This is a genomic window from Kocuria sp. ZOR0020 (genome assembly GCF_000800955.1).
GTDB lineage: Bacteria > Actinomycetota > Actinomycetes > Actinomycetales > Micrococcaceae > Kocuria > Kocuria subflava.
On sequence record NZ_JROX01000400.1, the window covers coordinates 1 to 1,290 of the forward strand.

Annotated in this window: 2 protein-coding genes; both read right to left on the bottom strand. The window is 32.4% G+C overall.

Annotation, left to right across the window (positions count from 1 at the left end):
• Positions 1-464: 464 nt before the first annotated feature.
• Positions 465-734 (bottom strand): hypothetical protein, encoded by a 270-nt coding sequence (locus L979_RS15545; protein WP_036852757.1) that lies wholly within the window; start codon positions 732-734, stop codon positions 465-467.
• A gap of 341 nt (positions 735-1,075) precedes the next feature.
• Positions 1,076-1,290 (bottom strand): hypothetical protein (locus L979_RS16910; protein ID WP_231559558.1); only part of this gene is annotated, 215 nt, incomplete at its 5' end.

Here is a 1,290-nt window from a genome sequence, read left to right on the forward strand (position 1 = left end):
CTTTCTCCTTAGCTTGCTTTATATGCTCATATTTTGCTTTCTCTTGTGTTTTAAACTCTTGTTGATATAATTGTGCTACAATATCATTAAAGCCCTTGTCTGCCTTTTTATGAGCTTTCTGAATCAATGCTATACTTTTAAGCATGTCGTCTGTTAAAATAAATATAGTTATTCTCCTTTATAAATTTCGTACTTAGTCACTAGCCACATTTTTGCATTATGGCTATACTCGCATTGGTATTGGTTCAGTGGGTCTTGCTCGTTCAATATTTTAGCTATCATTTTACCGCAGTGTTCTGGATTGACCGCTGAATTTGCTTTGTTTGTGTAGTGTTTTAAAATTTCAACCATTTATAAAAATATCCAGCCTAATAATTGGTTATATGAATTTACTGCTATTTCATTGTTTACTTGTTTCTTTTGCATAAATACATCATTCAAATTCTTACCTCCTGTTCCATGGTTCAATTGCTTACCTGCTTAATGGCTTCAAAAATGTTTTTTCCAGTTTGTTCTAGAAATTCATCACTTACAGTTACACTCTTTCTTGAAAATAGTTCATTCTCAATCTTTATAAAGTGCAACGCTTTAGCCAAAAACTGCGCTGATGATTCATAGTATAATGTTTCTAGTTCATCATCTGAAAACTGTGTTAAATCATCATTATCAAAAGTTGTAAGTTTACGTTTAATTTCTTTGCCTTCGTCGTTCTCTTCTACGTAGTAACGTTTCATTTATTCGTCGTCCTCATCTTCATCTAATTCAAGCTTTTCTATTTCCCAATAACTTAAGTAGTCATTTATAGTTTCTTCACATATTGTACAAACTGCACTTAAATTACCACAACAACCGCAACCATCAGCGCACCAACCTACTGTTACCCATTTGTGTTTGCATTCCATTTATTTCATTCCTTTAATTTCAAATTTTTCAATAATATACCTTTTAGAACCAAGCTCGAAACTTATTAGATAATTATTGAAGCAGTCTTTTTTGTTCAAGCCATTAGCAATTTTTCGAGCTGTTGACCGTGGATATTTTGAACTATTAATCTTACGCGTGTACTTATGTAAAATCATTTTATTACCTCTCTTTGCATTCTACGCTTTAATCGTTGCTTATATAGATACTCCTTGCTTGGCTCTAAGTTCGATAATATCTCATCTAATAAGTCAAACGCTTCTCCGTTGTTTCCTACGCTATCAATCTTTTTAAGTGTAATTTCGTGCATTTCATCATCATTGAAAAACATAGTAAGATAAGGGAATGCTACGGTATTCGGTAAACTCA